Annotated in this window: 18 protein-coding genes, 1 tRNA gene and 1 pseudogene; 15 read left to right on the forward strand and 5 right to left on the reverse strand. The window is 64.9% G+C overall.

The genetic code is table 11. The features are described 5' to 3' along the window. Positions 1-59 precede the first annotated feature (59 nt). The 4 genes from AC59GX_RS06655 to AC59GX_RS06670 all read left to right on the forward strand — a co-directional run bounded on the left by AC59GX_RS06655 (position 60) and on the right by AC59GX_RS06670 (position 6,276). Complete coding sequence (locus tag AC59GX_RS06655; RefSeq protein WP_426280433.1) at positions 60-1,541, forward strand: flavin-containing monooxygenase; 1,482 nt, start codon at positions 60-62, stop codon at positions 1,539-1,541. A 445-nt stretch (positions 1,542-1,986) separates the two neighbouring features. Continuing rightward, complete coding sequence (locus AC59GX_RS06660) at positions 1,987-3,339, forward strand: EAL domain-containing protein (protein ID WP_497301274.1); 1,353 nt, start codon at positions 1,987-1,989, stop codon at positions 3,337-3,339. A 5-nt stretch (positions 3,340-3,344) separates the two neighbouring features. Then, positions 3,345-5,819: an ATP-binding response regulator gene (locus tag AC59GX_RS06665; protein WP_426280431.1), complete on the forward strand. Its 2,475-nt coding sequence runs from the start codon at positions 3,345-3,347 to the stop codon at positions 5,817-5,819. 64 nt (positions 5,820-5,883) lie between these two features. Then, entirely contained in the window at positions 5,884-6,276 is a 393-nt protein-coding gene (locus tag AC59GX_RS06670; RefSeq protein WP_426280430.1) for a response regulator, read from the forward strand. Here AC59GX_RS06670 and AC59GX_RS06675 read toward each other — a convergent pair. Further along, positions 6,273-7,133, reverse strand: coding sequence for a class I SAM-dependent methyltransferase (locus AC59GX_RS06675; RefSeq protein WP_426281096.1), 861 nt, complete (start codon positions 7,131-7,133; stop codon positions 6,273-6,275). The two genes, AC59GX_RS06670 and AC59GX_RS06675, sit on opposite strands and share 4 nt — an antisense overlap. Positions 7,134-7,203: 70 nt before the next feature. Here AC59GX_RS06675 and AC59GX_RS06680 point away from each other — a divergent pair, with 70 nt between their 5' ends. The 4 genes from AC59GX_RS06680 to AC59GX_RS06695 are packed head-to-tail and all read left to right on the forward strand — an operon-like array spanning position 7,204 to position 9,468. Further along, positions 7,204-7,926: a ComF family protein gene (locus tag AC59GX_RS06680; RefSeq protein WP_426280429.1), complete on the forward strand. Its 723-nt coding sequence runs from the start codon at positions 7,204-7,206 to the stop codon at positions 7,924-7,926. A 32-nt stretch (positions 7,927-7,958) separates the two neighbouring features. Further along, positions 7,959-8,213 (forward strand): glutaredoxin 3, encoded by a 255-nt coding sequence (gene grxC, locus AC59GX_RS06685; protein ID WP_056063132.1) that lies wholly within the window; start codon positions 7,959-7,961, stop codon positions 8,211-8,213. Next, a complete protein-coding gene (locus AC59GX_RS06690; RefSeq protein WP_426280428.1) occupies positions 8,213-9,040 on the forward strand; it encodes a carbon-nitrogen hydrolase family protein in 828 nt (275 codons plus the stop codon). The genes grxC and AC59GX_RS06690 overlap by 1 nt, the downstream gene beginning before the upstream one ends. Next, positions 9,037-9,468: a DUF1178 family protein gene (locus AC59GX_RS06695; RefSeq protein WP_426280427.1), complete on the forward strand. Its 432-nt coding sequence runs from the start codon at positions 9,037-9,039 to the stop codon at positions 9,466-9,468. The genes AC59GX_RS06690 and AC59GX_RS06695 overlap by 4 nt, the downstream gene beginning before the upstream one ends. Positions 9,469-9,487: 19 nt before the next feature. On the opposite strand, the gene AC59GX_RS06700 is transcribed toward AC59GX_RS06695, so the two are convergent. Continuing rightward, positions 9,488-9,577 (reverse strand) — tRNA-Ser (locus AC59GX_RS06700). Positions 9,578-9,706: 129 nt separating this feature from the next. Between AC59GX_RS06700 and AC59GX_RS06705 the strand changes: the two genes are divergently transcribed. Continuing rightward, on the forward strand, positions 9,707-9,970 hold the full coding sequence (locus AC59GX_RS06705) for a hypothetical protein (protein WP_136189876.1): 264 nt from the start codon (positions 9,707-9,709) through the stop codon (positions 9,968-9,970). Positions 9,971-9,973: 3 nt separating this feature from the next. Here the strand turns inward: AC59GX_RS06705 and AC59GX_RS06710 are convergent, their stop codons facing one another. Further along, positions 9,974-10,129: a hypothetical protein gene (locus AC59GX_RS06710; RefSeq protein ID WP_168711596.1), complete on the reverse strand. Its 156-nt coding sequence runs from the start codon at positions 10,127-10,129 to the stop codon at positions 9,974-9,976. A 160-nt stretch (positions 10,130-10,289) separates the two neighbouring features. Between AC59GX_RS06710 and AC59GX_RS06715 the strand changes: the two genes are divergently transcribed. Genes AC59GX_RS06715 through AC59GX_RS06725 form a run of 3 tightly spaced genes read left to right on the forward strand, consistent with a single transcriptional unit; the run spans position 10,290 to position 12,722 of the window. Next, positions 10,290-11,399, forward strand: a complete 1,110-nt coding sequence (locus AC59GX_RS06715) for an acyl-CoA dehydrogenase family protein (protein ID WP_497301279.1) — start codon at positions 10,290-10,292, stop codon at positions 11,397-11,399. Beyond that, positions 11,390-12,142 carry a PIG-L deacetylase family protein gene (locus AC59GX_RS06720; RefSeq protein ID WP_426280425.1) on the forward strand — a complete coding sequence of 251 codons (753 nt, stop codon included), beginning with the start codon at positions 11,390-11,392 and terminating at the stop codon, positions 12,140-12,142. The genes AC59GX_RS06715 and AC59GX_RS06720 overlap by 10 nt, the downstream gene beginning before the upstream one ends. After that, on the forward strand, positions 12,132-12,722 hold the full coding sequence (locus tag AC59GX_RS06725; protein ID WP_426280424.1) for an SAM-dependent methyltransferase: 591 nt from the start codon (positions 12,132-12,134) through the stop codon (positions 12,720-12,722). Before AC59GX_RS06720 ends, AC59GX_RS06725 begins: the two co-directional genes overlap by 11 nt. A 510-nt stretch (positions 12,723-13,232) precedes the next feature. Here the strand turns inward: AC59GX_RS06725 and AC59GX_RS06730 are convergent. Together AC59GX_RS06730 and AC59GX_RS06735 are read right to left on the reverse strand one after the other, a co-directional pair. Beyond that, positions 13,233-13,598: pseudogene (locus AC59GX_RS06730) on the reverse strand (glycosyltransferase); the annotation flags it as partial. Positions 13,599-13,645: 47 nt separating this feature from the next. Further along, the gene (locus tag AC59GX_RS06735; RefSeq protein WP_497301281.1) at positions 13,646-15,793 is read right to left on the reverse strand and encodes a catalase; all 2,148 of its coding nucleotides are present in this window, start codon (positions 15,791-15,793) and stop codon (positions 13,646-13,648) included. Between the two features lie 170 nt (positions 15,794-15,963). Here AC59GX_RS06735 and AC59GX_RS06740 point away from each other — a divergent pair, with 170 nt between their 5' ends. Genes AC59GX_RS06740 through AC59GX_RS06750 form a run of 3 tightly spaced genes read left to right on the forward strand, consistent with a single transcriptional unit; the run spans position 15,964 to position 19,403 of the window. Continuing rightward, on the forward strand, positions 15,964-16,755 hold the full coding sequence (locus AC59GX_RS06740) for a glucose 1-dehydrogenase (RefSeq protein ID WP_426280422.1): 792 nt from the start codon (positions 15,964-15,966) through the stop codon (positions 16,753-16,755). Next, the gene (locus AC59GX_RS06745; protein ID WP_426280421.1) at positions 16,748-18,571 is read left to right on the forward strand and encodes a glycoside hydrolase family 15 protein; all 1,824 of its coding nucleotides are present in this window, start codon (positions 16,748-16,750) and stop codon (positions 18,569-18,571) included. Before AC59GX_RS06740 ends, AC59GX_RS06745 begins: the two co-directional genes overlap by 8 nt. A 28-nt stretch (positions 18,572-18,599) precedes the next feature. Next, complete coding sequence (locus tag AC59GX_RS06750) at positions 18,600-19,403, forward strand: SDR family NAD(P)-dependent oxidoreductase (protein ID WP_426280420.1); 804 nt, start codon at positions 18,600-18,602, stop codon at positions 19,401-19,403. Positions 19,404-19,561: the final 158 nt, after the last annotated feature.

Consider the following 19,561-nt stretch of genomic DNA (forward strand, 5'->3'; position numbering starts at 1 on the left):
CAACAGGATAGGTTCGGTTATGAAACCTACGGCGTAACGCCGGGGCGCGAGGATGCAGCATGACCGAACATGTCGACGTGATCGTGGTGGGCGCCGGCATTTCCGGGATCGGCACCGGCTACCACCTCCAGACGCGCTGCCCCGACCGCAGCTACATGATCCTCGAGGGTCGGCAGTCGATGGGCGGGACGTGGGACCTGTTCCGCTATCCCGGCATTCGCTCCGATTCGGACATGCATACGCTGGGATTCGTCTTCCACCCGTGGACGGCGGCCAAGTCGATCGCCGATGGCCCCTCGATCCGTGCTTATGTCGAGGAGACGGCGCAAGCGTACGGAATCGATCGGAAGATTCGCTACGGCCACCACGTCAAGGCCGCGGCGTGGTCGACCGAGGACGCGCGCTGGACCGTCGAAGCCACCGGCCCCGATGGCCCGGTAACGCTGACCTGCAACTTCCTCTCGATGTGCGCGGGCTATTATAATTACGCCAAGGCCTATTCGCCCGAGTTCGAGGGAGCGGACAGTTTCGCCGGACAGATCGTCCACCCGCAATTCTGGCCCGAAGACCTCGACTATAGCGGCAAGCGAGTCGTCGTGATCGGCAGCGGCGCGACTGCCGTGACGCTGGTCCCGTCGATGGCGAAGACCGCGGCGCACGTAACCATGCTCCAGCGCTCGCCGACTTACATCGTCGCGCGGCCGGGCGAGGACGGCGTGGCGAACTGGCTTCGTGGGAAACTGCCGGCAAAGGCAGCGTACGGCATCACGCGGTGGAAGAACGTGCTGATGGGGATGTTCTTTTACCGGATGGCGCGAAAGAAGCCGGCGGTCGTCAAGGAGCGGATGATCGGCATGGTCCGCGATCAGCTCGGCCCGGACTACGACGTCGCGACGCACTTCACCCCGCGCTACAATCCGTGGGACCAGCGCGTCTGCCTCGTGCCCGATGGCGACCTGTTCACCGCGATCAACGCCGGCACAGCCTCGATCGTCACCGACACGATTGCACGGATCACGCCCGACGGCATCCGCCTCGATTCGGGCAAGGACCTGCCCGCCGACGTGATCGTCACTGCCACTGGCCTCGAACTGCAACTGATGAGCGGTGTCGCGTTCAGCCTCGACGGCAAGCCGATCGAGCTCGCCGGACGGCTGCAATATAAGGGTATGATGTTTGACGGTGTGCCGAACCTGTCCTCGACCTTCGGCTACACCAATGCGTCGTGGACGCTGAAGGCGGACCTGACGGCGATCTACATGTGCCGACTGTTGAATACGATGAAGAAGCGCGGCCTGCGTCAGGCGACGCCGTTCAATGACGATCCGACGATGAAGAGCGAGTCGTTCCTCGATTTCACATCGGGGTACGTGCAGCGCGCCGCCGCGGCTTTGCCGACGCAGGGAGAGCGCAAGCCGTGGAAGCTGAACCAGAATTACGCCCTGGACGTGCTCGCGCTCAAGTTCGGTTCAATCGATGATGCGATGCGGTTCTCGAACCCGATGCAGGCTCGTGCGCGGCGCGAGCACGTTACCGCCTGAGGGTACCGTTTTGAGTCCCGACTAGCAGTCGGGGCATCCAGGATCGGCGCGGGGTTTGCCTAAGCAGGTTCACACTTCGCCGATGGAAAGACTATAAAGCAAAATCAGCACTTAGCGGGCGGGCAGTTGCGCCGAAGTGCCTCGGTCCAGACAGCAGCCACTTTAAAATGTCGGCCCGAACACCGAGGCGCGCCCTTATTCGACGCCTCCGCAATGTTCGAGCCGACCGGCATTCACCAGGGGCGAATGCCTTCGCCGTAAACGAGCGCGATAATGAGCTTCAGCATGTTTTGCTCCCTAATTGGCACCGAGAAGGTGCCGGTTCCGAATATCGGTTAATGAAGCGTTAAACAATAACATTTGTAATTTGTTAACCATCTTCTTGGCGTCCGGGCGTGCTAAGTGCTTAAGGGTATATTTATGCGTCCGAGCTATGCGGGTTGGGATGAGCCACATTCCGCACGGTCAGGTCGAAGGCAGCCCGCATTTAGGGGGCATTCGGCTGTTGGACGCCGACCTGTCGATAAAGCGCACGCGGGATGCGATATGCCAGGCTTCACAAGGTTCTTGGCGGTTTCTCGTGCTTGCCGAGGTTGCGAATTTTGCGGTGTTGCGGCGTCATCTCGGGCGATCGAGGGCGGACACCGTGATAGTCGATGTCGCGGCGCGGATCGCCAATACGCTGCCCGACGCCAGGGTCATGGTCGCGGGACGCGACACGGCGGAAATCGTCTTCGAGAGCGAGGCACGGCTAGCCTTGGACGTTGCGATCGCCGCGCTGGAAATCGCGTTCGAGGACCCGTTCGACATCGACGGTGAGTCGTATGTGATCCATATCCAGTTGGGGGCTGCCGCCGCCTCGGCGCACCGCGACGAGGTCCTGCTCATAGAAGAGGCCGAGCACGCGTTGCGCGAAGCTCGGGCCGAACGAATCACGATCGCGCGGGATGTCACCGGCAACCCTGCGGCAATGGATCGTGCCGAGCTATCGCTGGACCTGACGCGTGCGATCGAAAAGGAGGAACTGTTCCTCCAATACCAGCCAAAGGTTCACCTCCGTCGCCAGCAGGTCACGAGCGTCGAGGCCCTGGTCCGCTGGAACCACCCGACACGTGGGCTCGTGCTGCCCAACGACTTCATTCCTCTGGCCGAGGAGTCGCGGGATATCGTCGCACTTACGTTGTGGACGATCCGCCGTTCGATTGCCGATCAGAAGGCACTGGCTGCCAGTGGTCACGACCTCCGGATTTTCATCAACATCGCGGGGGCATTGCTCGCCGACAAGCGCTTCGTTCGTCGCGCCTGCGAGTTGGTGCAGGCGAGCGGGGCGCAACTCGGGTTTGAGATCACGGAGACGTCGGTCATCCGTGACCCGGAAAGCGCGATCGCAAACCTCAAGATATTCGCGGATATTGGGATCGTCATCGCGATTGACGATTACGGAGCCGGCCTGTCATCGCTGGCGTATCTGAAGCAGTTGCCGGCACGCGAACTGAAGATTGACAAGCTTTTCGTGACGCAGCTCACGAGTTCGAATCGCGACCCGCTGATCGTCCGCTCGACGATCGACCTCGCGCACGCGCTCGAGATGGAGGTGGTCGCAGAGGGTGTCGAGACCCAGGCGGCGATGGCACTGTTGTCGGTGATGGGCTGCGACATGATCCAGGGCTTCCTCATTAGCCGACCGATCAACCTCGATGCGCTGATCCATTTTCTCGATGATGGAAAGTATCAGGCTTTGGCAGCCGATATGCGCGCGCCGTTCAATCGTCTTGCGACCGTCTGGAAGCGCGCCTGATCGCAATGGCGCAGCGCTGGATCGTAGCGGCCGCCGCCGTAGCCCTGACATTCATCGGCCCGGCCGTGTCGGCGCAACCGGCTATCGTCCAGGCAGAGGACGTTGCTGCCGACCGATACGAGACGACGGTTGCGGATGCCAATGCGACGATGCTGGTCGATCCGGCCAAGGCGTTGCCCAAAGCGATCGTCGCCGAACGCCTTGGTGCACAAATCGCCGACGAGAAAGCTCGCGGCATTGCGATCGCCACCGCACAATGGCTCCAAGGCGAGGCGTATCTCCGGATCAATACCCCCGACAAGGCGGATGTGCTTATCCGGGGGGCACTTGCGGCGGTGAAACGGTATCAGCCAAAGTCGAAGCTTCATGCCGACCTGCTCATATCGATGGGGTGGCTCGACAGCTATCAGGGCCATGTCGGCAATGCGCTTATCGACTATCAACTGGCATTCGGTATCTACCGAAAGCTTGGCGATGCTCGGGGGCAGTCGCGGGCGCTGGTCTTTATCGCGTTGCTCTATACGCAGGCTAAGGACCCCGAGACGTCCGATCGCTATTATCAGCAGGCGCTCGATATCTATCGGGGGGACGTGAATATCGCCGTCTCCGTTTACAACAACCGTGCCTTGGTGTTCGCCGAGGACAAACAATACAAGAAGGCCGCGGAGCAGTTCAAGAACGCGCTCGATCTCGCGAAGCAGCTTAACAGCAGGAACCTGCTCGAGCTGATCTATATGAACATCGCGCGCGTGCAGCTCGAACTTGGTAACCTGACGCTGGCGGACCGGGCTATCGCGAACGGGCGGGCGATGGCCGATCCCAGTGACCCGAGTCTCGCAGGGCGCCTGACGGCAACGGCAGCGCAGGCGGCGTTGCAACACGGTGACCTGCCGCGCGCTAATCGATTGATCGAAAGTGCGCTGGTCGGGATCGATCCGAAAACCACGGGCATTTCGTACCGCGATTTTCATCAGACCGCGTACAATGTCTTCACGGCAACGGGCGACACCACTTCGGCGCTGGTGCATCTGCAAGCTCTCAAGCGCCTCGACGACGCTGGCACCAAGCTCGCCACCGACACGAAGACCGCGCTGATGGCGGCGCGATTCGATTTCGCCAATCAGGAGTTACGGATCAGCCAACTCAAGGCCAGCGAATTGCAGCGCAGCATTGCGTTCGAGCGCACACAGGCGCGGACCCAGCGGAATATCTTTATCGCGACGGGGGCTGCGGTCGCGGTCGTTATCGTTCTGCTGGCGATCGGGCTGGTTACGATCCGTCGCAGCCGGGATCAGGTACGTGCTGCCAACGACGACCTTGCGACGACGAACAGCGCATTGGGCAAGGCACTGGCCGCGAAGACCGAGTTCCTGGCCACGACCAGTCACGAGATCCGGACGCCGCTGAACGGTATTCTGGGCATGACTCAGGTGATGCTGGCGGACCCGACGCTTCCGGCGGACATGCGCGACCGGCTTGGCGTGGTACATGGCGCCGGGATCACGATGCGGGCGCTCGTCAACGACATCCTCGACATCGCCAAGATGGAAACCGGCAACCTGACGATCGAGGCTGCTGCGTTCGACGTCTGCGCGACAGTGAAGGACGCGGCGCGGATGTGGGAAGAGCAGGCGCGCGCGAAAGGCCTCTCCTTCACCGTCGATGTCGGCGGTTGCCCTGCAATGATCATGGGCGACGCCGCACGGGTTCGGCAGATCGTCTTCAATCTCCTGTCGAACGCGCTGAAGTTCACCAAGACGGGCCATGTCGCGCTGAGCATCCAGGTTGGCGACGACGACCGGTTGCGTGTTGGCGTCACCGATTCCGGTATCGGTATTCCCGCCGACAAGATCGAGGAAATCTTCGAATCGTTCCGCCAAGCCGATGCCGGGACGACACGGCAATTCGGTGGTACTGGTTTGGGACTGTCCATCTGTCGCAATCTGGCGCGCGCCATGGGCGGTGACGTGTCCGTCAGCAGCATCGTGGGGCAGGGGGCGACCTTCACGCTGGTCCTGCCGTTGGTCCGTGCCGACTCGAAGGCGGTCGATATCGTTGAGACGGATACGCGACCGGGTACGCTGATCGTCGATCGCAACCCGATCACGCGCAGCATGTTCAGGACGTTGCTTGCACCGCACGGCGGCCCGATCACCTTCGCAGCCTCGGTCGACGAAGCGGTCACGCGTCTTGCCGATGGCGACATCGCACGCGTGTTGATCGACGATGCGACGGTGCGTGTCGGCGACGACGCGCTGGGCGGACTGTCGCGGGTTGCCGAGGCGGCGTATATTTCGGGTGCCGAAACGACGTTGCTGTGGCCCGTTGCCGCAGAGGATGAGCGTGAGGAACTGCTGGGTACGGGGATCACGCGGGTCGTTGCGAAGCCGGTGAGCGGGGGGGCGCTGATTGCGAGAATGTTCGATGGATCGGTATCGACCGACGGCGTGAATCCCGACCTTGTATCGCATGCTGCATGAGGCGTAGAGGCGGCCATATGGCCACGATATATCCTCCTTTGATCTATGTTAAGCGGGGGGTGCGGTGAACGTTTTGTTCATCGAGGACGACCGGATGAACCGCCGCGTCGTCAAGGATATGCTCGACGTCGCAGGCGTCGCTATGGTCGAGGCGGAAAGTGCGGAACGCGGTCTTGAGATCCTCGACGAGCAGGACTTCGCGATGATCCTTGTCGATCTGCGGATGCCGGGCATGGATGGCATCACCGCGATCCAGCATATCCGTGCTCGGGGCGACGCCAAAGCCAAGGTGCCGATCATCGTCGTGACCGCTGATATCGCGCCAGATCTGCGGGAGCGTTGTCTGACGGCGGGTGCAGACGACGTTATTTTCAAACCGGTCGCGATGGATTCGCTGTTCGACGCGATGGGTATGATCCTGGCACGGGGCGCCGACGGCGACGGCCTAATCGTCTAGGCGTCGCTTTGACCGTGGCGCCCGAGCGCCGCGCCGAGCGATGCAGTCGCGCTGCCGCGTCTCGCTGGCTTGGGCTGAGACGGGTCTGGCGACCAGCCGGTCAGGAACACGATCTGGAATGTCTCGTGGGTCCGGCCACGATCGTCCGATGCGCTTGCGAAAGCCGCAGCGGTCCGTCCCACCGTCGCCGACACGAGAGGCTGGCGCTGGGCCAGGATGTTACCCGCCCCCATTCCGCGCAGGTCGCCGAGCAGCCGGCCGAGATCGCGGTACCCGACGTCGAGCGTCTCCACATCGGCCACGGGTAGGGCAAATCCCGCACGCATCAGCAGGTCGCCGGCGGATCGCACGTCGATCTGCGGATGGAGACGCGCGGCGGGCCGTTCGCTTTCCGCGGACCTCAGCGCACTGCGAAGTGCCGGCAAACTCCCCGCACCAACGAATGCACCGAGAAACAGGCCGTCAGGACGCAGCACGCGGCGGATCAAGGCTAGCGCGCCGGGCAGGTCGTTGACCTGATCGAGTACGCCGGCGCTTACGACGAGATCGAACGACGCATTGGCGAACGGGAGGCGATCCTCGTCGGCTTGCACGCCGCCCGGCTTGGCAGCGAACGCGAACCCCGCATCGCAGCGTGCCACGCGAGCGCCCGGCGGCGGGGCGAAGGCGCCGTCGAAGCAGCCGAGATCGAGGATGTCGGTAAAGTCGCGGGTCACTGCATCCAGCCGTTCGGCGATTCCGTCGAGCATCGTGGCCCGCAGGAAGTCGTGCTCGGCATAGCCGGGCGCGGCGCGGTCCCGGCGGACACGGCGCGCGGCGCGGTCGAAGATTTCTGGGGCGGAGTTTTCTGAAACGATATCGGACACGTCTTCGCTTGTGCCGTGGTCGCGTGCCTCCGACAAGGGCTGGCACTCATGGGGGGGCTGGATGAAGATACTCGCCCCGTTCCGCTTCATCGCCGGGATCGCCTTGCCGCCGCGGTGCGCCGGTTGCGGCACCCCGGTTGCCGAGGATCACCGGTTCTGCGCGATCTGCTGGACAGGGTTGCGCTTCCTGGGACCGCCGTGGTGCGCCAGCTGCAACCGACCCTTCGCGTTCGATCGCGGTGACGACGCACGGTGTGCGGCATGCCTCGAGGATCCGCCGCGTCATGCCGGCGTCCGTGCGGCCGTCGCGTACGGTCCGATCGCGCGGACGCTGGCGCTGCGCCTGAAATATGGCGGGCGTATCGCCTTTGCGGAGACCATGGCGCGACAGATGCGGCGCTTGCTGCCGGACGAGGTCGACTTGCTGGTGCCAGTGCCGCTGCACCGCTGGCGAATATGGTCGCGCGGCTTCAACCAGGCAGCGCTGATCGCCGACGCCATCGCGAAGCTGTCGGGGGTAGGGCACGATCGCACCGTTCTGACGCGGCCCAGGCGGACGATCCTGTTGCGCGGGCTCGGCGGACGACAGCGGGCAAAGGCGGTGTCGGGCGCGTTCGCGGTTACGGCGCCGGGCCGCGTGCGGGGCAGGGCGATCGCGTTGGTGGACGACGTCTACACCAGCGGAGCGACTGCCGACGCGTGCACCCGCGCGCTGCTCAAGGCGGGCGCGCGATCGGTCATGATCCTGTGCTGGGCGCGGGTCTTGCCGGCGTCTGACGATTGACAACGGCAAACCGAGACCACATTTCCCGCTTCATGGCTAAAGTCGAAATCTACACCAAGGCGTTCTGTCCGTATTGCACGCGCGCGCTGAAGCTCCTCGCATCGAAGGGGGTCGAGCCCGAGCAGTTCGACGTCACGATGGGGGGCCCGAAAAAGGCCGAGATGGTCGAGCGGTCTGGCGGTCGCATGACCATGCCGCAGGTCTTCATCGACGGTAAGCATATCGGCGGATCCGACGATCTGGCCGCGCTCGATGCGAAGGGCGGCCTCGACGCACTGCTCGCCTGATGGCGAAGATCGGCGTCCTCCAGATGACGAGCGGGATCGATCCCGCCGTCAACGCCGCGACGCTTGTCGAAGCGATTGGGATGGCTGCGGAAGCGGGGGCGGAGATGCTGTTTACGCCCGAAATGTCGGGTCTGGTCGATCGCGATCGGGCCCGCGCTGCCAACTCGATCGTCGCCGAGGATAATGACCCGGTGCTGGCGGCCGTCCGTGACGGTGCGGCATCGGCCGGCATTTGGGTCCACCTGGGATCGCTTGCGGTACGACGCGCGGACGGTAAATTCGCTAACCGTGGGTTCGTGATCGACCCGAGCGGCGCGATCCGCGCACGCTACGACAAGCTTCATCTGTTCGACGTCGACCTCCCGTCCGGTGAGAGCTGGCGGGAATCCTCAGCCTATGTCGCGGGCGAGACGGCGACGGTCGTCGACACGCCCGCGGGCAAGCTCGGTACGTCGATCTGCTACGATCTCCGGTTTGCCGACCTCTATCGCGCATTGAGCGATGCGGGCGCGACTATCCTGTCGGTCCCAGCCGCGTTCACGCGACCGACTGGCGCAGCGCATTGGGAAATCCTCCTGCGCGCGCGGGCGATCGAAGCGGGCGCGTTCGTCGTTGCATCGGCGCAGACTGGCGTTCACGAGGACGGACGCGAAACCCACGGCCATTCGCTTGTGATCGATCCATGGGGCGATGTGCTGCTCGACATGGGTGAGGGCGCAGGGCTGGCGTTCGCGGAGATCGATCTCGCTCGGATTAAGCAGGTGCGGTCGCGTATGCCAGTCCTTGCGCACCGCCGGACGATTCCTCCCGTATCGACCGTCGGTTGATCGTATTCGACTTGAAGTGCGGTGGCGGCCATGTGTTCGAGGCGTGGTTCGGATCGAGCGGCTCCTATGAAGAGCAACGCTCGGCGGGCCATGTCCGCTGTCCGGTTTGCGACGATGGCACGATCACCAAGGCGGTGATGGCGCCCGCGATCTCGGCAAAGAGCAACAGCAAGGCGGCACCACCGACCCCGGACGCGGTCAAGGTCGCGATGAAGATGCTTGCCACCCGGCAGGCAAAGGCGCTCGAGTCCTCGGAATGGGTCGGCACCGCCTTCGCCGACCGCGCCCGCGCGATGCACCTCGGGGAAGAGAAACACGCGACCATCCACGGTCAGGCGAGCCTTGCTGAGGCGAAGGCCCTTGTCGACGAAGGCGTTCCGGTTGCCCCGCTTCCCCTGCCAATCGTTCCACCGGGAAAAGTGAACTGATCCGCGGCTAACCGCGCCTTGGCGGAAGAGGTGGGATTCGAACCCACGGATGAGTTACCCCATCGCTGGTTTTCAAGACCAGTTCCTTAAACCACTCGGACACTCTTCCAACCTGTACCCGGCGAGCCGGGAGGACGGCGTCTAAGCGGAGAGCGTCGGGATCGCAACCGTTGCGATACGCCGTCTGTACGGTTGCATCAGATTGCGCGGAGAGCAGGTGGTCCGCTAGGCTGTTGGCATGGACCTAGACGCTATTTCGCACCACTTCTTCGGCACGACCGACATCGATACGCTGAGCTCGGGGGCTCTGGAGGCCGGTCGCGAGCGCGTGTCGATCGCGTTCGGCACCGAGCGGGATGCTGGGCGGCGGTTCGCGCTTTGGGCCGTGTTGCGCGCGACCGGCGATGCGCCCGACCCTATGCGGGCGTTCAAGGATCCGCGGGAACAGCGGGCGGCACAGATGTATGCCTCCGCAATCGGGGCAGCCGGCGCGGACGACTAATGGTCAGGCCGCGCGGCGTTCCAGCAGCGCACGGTCGATCCGCCGGATCAGGTCCGCGATCGGCGGCATGTCGCTATCGCAACGACGCCCGCGAAGCGACGGCTGGTCGATCTGCATACGCTTGCCGAGCAGCGTGAAGACATCCTGTTTGCGTGCCATCGAGTCCGATCCTTTCCGTTGGATGGGAGTATGCCGGCCAAGCGTTAACCAAAGGTTCGGCTGCGGTGTCGGACGCGTAAATTAGTTCCGCGCTCCATGATGGCGATACGCAACGCTGGCGCCTGTCCCGCGTTCTGTGTGACGAAGCTGGCGTACCGCCATGGGTTTCACGGGGAGTCGGCCACTGACCACATATCCAACCGGCTGGACCGTCCTGGAGACCGTCCGGCACCTCGCCGCGGCATGGGATCAGGACAATTCGCACGAGACATTCCCGGCGGAGCGGATAGCCGACCTCCACGGCGCGGGCGCGCTGGCCGCGTTCAAGACGCTTGGCACGGGCGTGCAGACCGACGCGCTGCTCGACGTTCTGCGCGCGATCGGGGGCGCCGATCTCAGCCTTGGGCGCGTGTTCGAAGGGCATGTGAATGCCGTCCAGCTCGTCGCGACCTACGGCAACGACGCGCAGCGCAAGGCGCTCGATGCGGATCTCGCGGCGCGCAAGGTCTTCGGAGTCTGGAATACCGAACCGGCGCCGGGACTCGCGATCCACGCTGCTGGCGACGGTCGCTGGACGCTTGACGGTGCGAAGAGCTTTGCGACCGGGGCCGGGCATCTCGATCGCATCCTGGTGACGGCGCGCGATGCGAACGGCGACAAGCAGCTCGTGCTGGTCCCGATCGCGGGCGAGACTACACGGACCGACAATTCCGGATGGCAGGTGCGCGGGATGCGAGGCACGTGCAGTGGGCGGTTCGACTTCACGGGTATGGAGATCGGTCGCGAAGGCGTGATCGGTGCGCCGAACGACTATGAACGCGAGCCACGCTTCAGCGCGGGCGCGTGGCGGTTCACGGCGGTCCAGCTCGGCGCGGTCGAGGCACTCGTCCGGCATCTGCGCGATCACCTCGTCGCGACCGGCAAGGGGGCGGACCCGATCCAGCGCGCGCGGTTTGCCGCCTGCCTGACCGAGACGCGGAGCGCAGGCTTGTGGGTGCGCCAGGCGGCGCATCTGGCCGAGGCGCAGGCGAGCGACGCCATCCCGCTGGTGTTGATGACACGCGGCGTGGTCGAAGAGGCGGGCTTGAAGACGATGGAGGCGGCGGCGCGCTCGGTCGGCACCGCGTCGTTCTTCGCGGCCAGCCGGATCGACCGGATCACGCGCGATCTGGGGCTCTACCTGCGCCAGCCGGTCCCGGACCAGGCGCGCGACCGGGCGGCGGCGGCGTGGCTTGAGGATGATTGCTGGGGCGACGATCGGTGGTGGTAGCACCGGGCGGCAAGGCCTGGAGCAACTTCACGCGGCGGGCACGGCGGATGTCGGCCAGGACGGCGGCGGGGCAGGGGCCCTGGCTCGTGCTGGCGCCGCATCCCGATGACGAGACGCTCGGCTGCGGCGCGTTCATCGCCTCGGTAACCGCGGCAGGCGGCCGGGTTCATACCGCGTTCCTGACCGATGGCGCGGGATCGCATCCTGATGCGCCTGGCTGGACGGGGAAGCGAATCGCGGGGCTACGGCGCGGTGAGGCGCGGGCGGCGTTGACGGCCTTGGGTGGTCAGCAGGACGCGCTTTATCTCGATTGGCCCGACGCGTCGCCGGCTTCGAAGGGCGATCTGCTGTTCGTGCGCAGCGTCGATCGACTGGCCACGTGGTGCAAAGCCCGCGGTGTCCGCCAGATCGCCGTGACATGGTCCGGCGAACCGCATTGCGACCACGAGGCCGCCGCCGCACTCGCCGAGGCGGTGGCACGGCGCGCGCATTGCCGTCTCTGGCAGTATCTCGTCTGGGGCTGGACCGTCCCCGACCTGACCGAGCGCCTGCGTAGCGCCCGCACGGTCTCGATCGCCACGGCATCCGGTCGGCCCAGACAGCGTCGCGCGATGGCGTACCATCGCAGCCAGCGGGGCGGGCGGATCGTAGGCGCGCGCGAGAACTTCCGGCTGCCCGACGCGATGATGCGGCTGATGGACCGGCCGAACACCCTGTTGCTGGAGACCCGCGATGCGCCGTGAACACTCGATCGAGCCCGAATATTTCGAGGCGCTCTACAAGGACAAGGGCGACCCGTGGGAGTTCGAGACCAGTCCGTACGAGGCGGCGAAGTATGACGAGACCTTGGCCGCGTTGCCGAAGGAGCGGTTCGAGAGCGCGTTGGAGGTCGGTTGCGCGAACGGCGTCCTGACCGCGCGGCTCGGTGCACGCTGCGACGCGTTGCTCGCGCTCGACGTGTCGGAAACCGCGGTCGCGGCTGCACGGGCGCGGTGTGCAGACCAACCGCATATCCGCATCGAGCAGCGCCGACTTCCCGAAGACGCTCCCGCAGGGACGTTCGACCTGATCCTGCTGTCGGAGGTGGTGTATTACTGGGACAGCGCCGACATCGTCCGGCTGGCCGCGTACGTCCGCTCGGCGGCAGCGTCAGGCGGGTATGTGATGCTGGTCCACTGGATCGGCGAGACCGACTATCCCAAAAGCGGGGACGATGCCGTTGCCGAACTGCACGCTGCGCTCGGCGACCGCGTCACGGTCGTTCGCAGCGATCGGCACGAAGCGTATCGGCTCGACCTCTGGCGGCTGGAAGACGCGCGTTAGACGGATGAGCGCCTGCGCCTCGTGGATCGCAGCGGGCAACGTTGCGAAGCTGAGCTGGTCGCCGGGGTTCGCGGAGGCGGGGTTTAGCGCCGCCGTCACCGCGTAGGTCTCGTGCAGCGGTGCGTCGACCGGCTGGTCGATCCACCGCGCGACCGCGTCCGCCATGCCGCCTGGCGCACGGCCCGAAATCCTGCATGAGGTGAAGACGCGAACGTCTAGCGGGTGTCGAACCTGCCCGCCATGCGCCCGGATCCGATCGAACAGCGCGCGGTCCTCGGCAACGGGCGGGGTAGGGGCGCCACCGATCCGGCGGTACATCGCATGGGTCACCGCGATACTCGCGCCGCCTTCATAGAAATGGCGGGGCCAGGGATCATGCGCTTCGGTCTCGGCGCGCGCGCGGAGATAATCCAGAGCGGTGTAATAACGCCCGAGCTGATCGAGCCGCCGTCGTGCCGCGGCGCCAAGGCTCGCACGGTCGGACCGAAGCGTCAGCGCGCGACCCGCCACGGCGTCGTTGCCCGCATAGACATGCGCGGCGATCCGCACGATCCAGTCCGCGGAGACGTTCGTGTCCGCATCGGTCGACAGCAGCAGATCGGTATGACGCGTAAGCAGCGCGGCACCAGCGTCGAGCGCTAGCCGCCGGGCCCATCCGGCATGACGCGCGCCTGGCAGAAGCGAAACGGCCGACCATGCAAGCGTCGCATGCGTCGGCCGCCAGTTCGTCAGGATATCGATCGTGCCGTCGGTGCAGTCGTTCGCCATCGCGACGATGACCACCTTGCCGCCGTAGCGCCCCGCGGCACGATCCAGCGCGTCGAGGCAGCCAAGCAGATACTGGTCTTCGTTCTTTACCGGAATGGCGATCGCCACCGCACGCTGCGCGTACGGTGGCGACGACCCGGGTTTGAACGAAGAGATCAAGCCGCCTCGGGGTTTTCAAACGCCGGCGCGTCGAGGTCGACGTTCAGTTCGCGCTCCCAGATGCGGAGCTTGCCGAGCGTCTTGAGGAACGCATCGACATCGCCCTTGCCGCCCAGCGCGATCACGCCGTCGTCCATGTCCTCGTCCTCGATGCCGGCCTTTTCGAGGAACGGCTTCGCGTCGGCGTTGAAGCCGATGAACTTGGCATGCCCGAACGCGTCGCTGACGAAGTCCTTGGCGGTCTTGTCCTTGCCGAGCTTCTTGGCCCCGTCCGCCGACACGACGATCGCGACCGCATCGTAGAGCACCGAAGGCGCACCATCGATCTTCTGCTTGCCCTCCGCGAGCGTCCCGTCGTCGAGCGTTGCGCCGGCAACCTTCGGTGCGATGATCTCGTACGTGGCCTTCGCCGCAACGATCCCGTCGACCAGGGCCTGCACGATTGCTGCCGGAGCACCGTCGGTGACGAGAATGCCAAGCTTGCGACCCTCGAAACTGCCGCTGGTGTTCTTCAGGATGCTGAGGGCATCCGAAGCGGGCAGGTCGGTCCGCGTCTCGACCGCAGCCTTGGCCTTTGGCGGCATCGCCTTGAGCCCAAGACCGGTCGCGACCGTCTTCGCGAGCTTCTCGTCGATGTTGAGCAGATGCCCGACCATCAGTTCGCGGATATCGACTCGCTCGACCTTCGACAGCTCGAACGTCAGCGCATCGCCGATGTGCTTCTGCTCGATTGCGGTCTGGCTGATGAAGAACTGCCGCGCCTGGCTGTAGTGATCGGCAAACGTGGCAGACCGCACCTGTGCCTTGCGCCCCGTCTCCTGCGACGGGAAATGCTTGTAGCCCTTCGATGGGCTCTCGCGCGGCGTGCCGGCCCAGCTGTTCGGTTCATAGTTCGCACGACCCTTGCGGGCATGCATCGCCATGTGGCCGTCCTGCTGGTAATTGTTCACCGGGATCTTCGGCGCGTTGATCGGGATATGCGTGAAGTTGGGGCTGCCGAGGCGCTTCAGCTGCGTATCGAGATACGAGAAGTTGCGGCCCTGCAGCAGCGGATCGTTGGTAAAGCCGATCCCTCGCACGATGTTCTGCGTGCAGAACGCGACCTGCTCGGTCTCGGCGAAGAAATTGTCGACCAGGCGATCGAGCTTGAAGCTGCCGATGATGCGGACCGGGATCTGCTCCTCGGGAATGACCTTGGTCGCATCGAGCACGTCGAATTCGAAATTGTCGGCGAACTCGTCGTCGAACAGTTGGACGCCCATGTCCCACTCGGGGAAATTGCCCTGGTCGATCGAGTCCCAAAGATCGCGACGATGGAAGTCGGGGTCGGCGCCGTTGATCTTGACCGCCTCGTTCCACGCGACCGACTGAAGGCCCAGCTTCGGCTTGAAGTGGAACTTGACGTAAGTGCCCTTGCCCTCGGCATTGACGAGGCGGAACGTGTGCACGCCGAAACCCTCGACGAAGCGGAAGCCGCGCGGGATGGTGCGGTCGGACATGATCCACATGACCATGTGCATCGATTCCGGGGTCAGGCTGATGAAGTCCCAGAAATTGTCATGCGCGGTCTGCGCCTGCGGGAAGCCGCGGTCGGGCTCCTGCTTGGCGGCATGGATCAGGTCGGGGAACTTGATCGCGTCCTGGATGAAGAACACCGGGATGTTGTTCCCGACGACGTCCCAGTTACCCTCCTTGGTGTAGAACTTGACCGCGAAGCCGCGTACGTCGCGTGCGAGATCGGCCGAGCCCTTGTTGCCCGCGACCGTCGAGAAACGAAGGAACATCGGCGTCTGCTCGCCGACTTCGGTCAGGATGCCGGCGCTGGTGAACTCTTCCAGGCTCTCGGTCAGCGTGAACGTGCCGTGCGCGCCATAGCCGCGCGCGTGGACAACGCGCTCGGGGATACGCTCGTGATCGAAGTGGAAGATCTTCTCGCGGAAGTGGAAATCCTCGAGCAGAGTCGGCCCGCGTTCACCGACCTTGAGCGAATTCTGGTCGTCGAATACCGGGATTCCCTGCTGCGTCGTCAGCACGTCGCCATCGCCGCTGGCGATCTGGTGGAGTTCGCCGCCTTCGCCGACCTGCGTTTCGAACTTGGCGCCCTGCGGTGGCGTGCCGGTATCCTTGGCGATGGTCTTGGTCATGTGCCGTCCTCGTAGCTTCTCAGGACCCACAGCGCGCGGGACGGGCTAAGAGTTGCACCGGAAACGGTGACTTAATGCAGATCAGCAAGATTGCGGGGGGAGGGCGTGAGCAGGGAGAAATGCCGGAGGGCGCGCGTTAAGCCGCGATAATCCCCAGCGAAAGACCAGCCATGCACATCGACCTGACAGGCCAGGCCGCGATCGTTACCGGCGCGAGTTCCGGTCTCGGCCGCGCCTCCGCCATCGCCTTTGCCAAGGCCGGCGCGAAGATCGCGGTCAACTACAACAGCAGCGCGGACAAGGCGCGCGAGGTGGTCGAGGCGATCGAGCAGGCCGGCGGCGAGGCGTTCGCCTGCGAAGCGGATACGTCGGACGAGGCGGCGGTTTTGAAGCTGTTCGACGAGACGGTCCAGCGTTTCGGCGGCGTCGACATCGTCTTCGCCAACGCTGGCATGCAGAAGGATGCGGCCTATGCCGATCTGACGCTGGAGGACTGGAAGCGCGTCATCGACGTCAATTTGACCGGCCAGTTCCTCGTCTCGCGCGAGGCCGTCCGTCGGTTCCGCAAGCAGGGCGACCGCGGGTTCAGCCGCTCGATCGGGAAGATCCTGTTCATGAGTTCGGTGCACGAGGTGATCCCTTGGGCGGGCCACGCCAATTACGCCGCGTCGAAGGGCGGCAGCGGGATGCTGATGCGCACGCTCGCGCAGGAGATCGCCGGCGACCGCATCCGCGTGAACGGCATCGCCCCCGGCGCGATCGCGACCGAGATCAACGAGGACGCGACCGCCGACCAGGACAAGCTGCTCGAACTGATCCCCTATGGCCGGATCGGCGACCCCGAGGACGTCGCCCGGGCGGCCCTGTTCCTGGTGTCGGACGCAGCGGACTATATCGTCGGATCGACGCTCACCATCGATGGTGGCATGAGCCTGTATCCCGGCTTCCGCGATAATGGATAAGCCTGGCATATCGATCGCGGACCACGGCGCGATCGGTAATTTGGAGACGATCGCGCTGGTCGATACGGCCGGCACGATCGATTATCTCTGCTGGCCGTGCCTCGACAGCGCGTCGGTGTTCGCGAGGCTGCTCGACGGAGACACGGGCGGGCATTTCTCGATCGAGCCCGGCCTGCCCGACGCGAACATCGTCCAGATGTACCTGCCCGAGACCAACATCCTGCTGACCCGATGGATGGCGAACGCGGCGAGCGTCGATCTGGTCGACCTCATGCCGGTCGGCAACGACAAGGACGACGCGCCGTCGCGGTTGGTCCGGCGGCTGACCTGCACGCGCGGATCGGCGACGGTCCGCGTCCGCTGCGCCCCGCGGTTCGACTATGGCGTGATGGGCCGCACGGCTTCCGTCACGACGTCGGGCGCGGACGTATCGCGCGGTCGGTTCGACCACGAGAGCGGCCTCGCGCTCGCGGTTCACGGTGCCACGACGTTGGTCGCGGACGACTGCGATCTGACCGCCGAGATACACCTGACCGAAGGCGACACCGTCTCGCTGATCCTCAGCAACCCCGACGACGTCTCACTCGACACCGAAGCGCTCGACGCGATCGTCGAGAAGGACCTAAACTATTGGCGGACCTGGAGCCGCAAGTCGCGCTACCGCGGCCGCTGGCGCGAGACGGTCGAGCGCTCGGCGATGGCACTGAAGCTGCTCACCTCGCGCAAGCACGGCTCGATCGCCGCCGCCGCGACCTTCGGCTTGCCGGAAGCGCATGGCGGCGTGCGAAACTGGGATTACCGCGCGACGTGGGTCCGCGACTCATCCTTCATCGTCTATGCCTTGCTCCGGCTCGGCTATCAGGGCGAGGCGGTCGGCTTCCTCCACTGGGCGATGGACCGCGCGCAGGCGTGTTCGAAGGGTCATCTCGGCGTCATGTACGCGCTCGACGGCGGCGAGATCGCCGACGAACGCAAGCTCGACCTTGCCGGGTTCGAGGGCGCGACCCCGATCGTCGTCGGCAATGAGGCGAAGGACCAGACGCAGCACGACATCTACGGCGCGCTGCTCGATGCGACCTATCTCGGCAGCAAATACGGCGAGCCGATCGCGCATGACTCCTGGGTCGCGATCGGCCGGATCGTCGATCAGGTCTGCGAGACGTGGGACACGCCGGATTCTGGTATTTGGGAGGTCCGCGGGCCGAAGAAGCATTATCTTCATTCACGCCTGATGAGCTGGGTCGCGGTCGACCGCGCGGTGCGGCTGGCGCAGAAGCGTTCGCTCCCCGCGCCGCTGGTCCGCTGGTCGGAGACGCGGACGGCGATCCACGACGATATCTGGGCGAACTTCTGGAACGACGATCTCGGCCGCTTCGTCCGCGCGATCGGCGATGCGCCAGAGGATTTGGCGGTCGACGGCGCGCTGCTGATGATGCCGTTGGTCCGCTTCGTCGGCGCGACCGATCCGAAGTGGCTCGCGACGCTGGAGGCGATCGGCGAGGACCTGTCCGACGACGGGCAGGTCTACCGCTACCGGATCGACGACGGCTTGCCGGGGCAGGAAGGGACGTTCGTCGCCTGCTCGTTCTGGTACGTCGAATGCCTCGCGCGGGCAGGGCGCCTTGATGAGGCGCGGCTGAACTTCGAGAAGCTGCTCGCGCACGGCAACCATCTCGGCCTGTTCGCCGAGGAGATCGCGCAGGACGGCAGCTTCCTCGGCAATTTTCCGCAAGGCTTCAGCCACTTGGCGCTGATCAGCGCGGCCTTCTACCTCGACCGCGCGCTCGACAGTGACGGTCCGCGCGAATGGGCATGACAATTTTCACTGACGCAAGGACGACAGCATGAACCTCGATATCACGGGCAAGATCGCACTCATCACCGGCGCGGACAGCGGCATGGGCAAGGAAACCGCCCGGATGCTGCTCCAGGAAGGCGTCCGCGTCGCGATCACCGACCAGCCCGGCGGCGACCTCGACGCGAGTGTCGAAGAGCTGAAGGCGCACGGCGAGGTGATCGCGGTCGAGGCGGATCTGACCAAGCTCGACGACGTGAAGGCGCTGTTCGCGAAGGTCCGCGAGCAGCTCGGTGAGCCGGACATCCTGGTCAACTGCGCGGGCGTGACCGGCGCGACCGGCGACTTCCTCGACGTTGACGATGCCGGCTGGCAGTCGACGATCGACATCAACCTGATGGGCGCCGTGCGGGTGTGCCGCGAGGCGATTCCGGCGATGCGCGCCGCCAAATGGGGCCGCATCGTGCTGATGAGTTCGGAGGATGCGGTGCAGCCCTATGTCGACGAGCTCGCCTATTGTGCGTCGAAGGCGGGGATTTCGAGCCTGTCGAAGGGGCTGTCAAAGGCTTACGGCTGCGACAACGTCTTGGTGAACACCGTCTCGCCCGCGTTCATCGCGACGCCGATGACCGACAAGATGATGCAGAAGCGTGCCGACGAGAAGGGGGTGAGCTTCGACGAGGCGATCGAGACGTTCCTCGAGGAGGAGCGCCCGGGGATGACCTTGAAGCGCCGCGGGACGTCGGAAGAGGTCGCATCGGCGATCGTGTTCCTGTGCTCGGAGCGGGCGAGCTTCATCAACGGTGCGGATATCCGGGTGGATTCGGGCTCGGTGATGACCGTCGCGGGGTGAACGCTCAGGCATCGCTAGAACGTAAATAAGAAATCCTCTCCCGCCAGGGGGGGTGGCAGGCGCAGCCTGACGGAGGGGGAGGCAGGCGAAACCTTTGTTCCGTGTCCTCCCCCTCCGTCGCTCCGCGCCACCTCCCCCTGGTGGGGGAGGATTGCAAA

Source organism: Sphingomonas sp. 320_CC (genome assembly GCF_059691795.1).